The organism is Winogradskyella ouciana (assembly GCF_009709615.1).
Classification (GTDB): domain Bacteria; phylum Bacteroidota; class Bacteroidia; order Flavobacteriales; family Flavobacteriaceae; genus Winogradskyella; species Winogradskyella ouciana.
This window is the reverse complement of the sequence record NZ_WJYA01000043.1, coordinates 1-311: the sequence shown is the minus strand read 5'-3', so window position 1 is coordinate 311 and position 311 is coordinate 1. Positions and strand designations below refer to the sequence as shown.

General features: G+C 48.9%; 1 protein-coding gene. It reads right to left on the bottom strand.

Going from position 1 to position 311, the window contains the following annotated elements:
- Window positions 1–311: CLIPPER-2 domain-containing protein (locus F1003_RS18540; RefSeq protein WP_155090344.1), on the bottom strand; the 311-nt coding region annotated here is incomplete at both ends.

Below are 311 nucleotides of genomic sequence, written 5' to 3'. Positions count from 1 at the left end.
GTGATCGCATAGGTCGCTGTGTAAACTATCGTTCCACTACCTACTACCATATCTTCCAGGTCGGCTTCTCCGTCTTCGTCCGTTCCTCCACTGACATAGGTCGGTGTTGGTAAGGTACCCGTTCCTGTAAAGTCCGCTGCGTCTTCTGTGACACTAACATCAAATAAGGTCGTGTTACCTGTGTTGGTGACTGTATAGGTATACGTTATTATGTCACCCGGTGTGGCGATGCCGTCAACTCCTAGGTCTAAACTACTGGTCTTCTCTATAGCGATGCTTGCTGCCTGTGGAATCGTCGTATCTGTTGGATC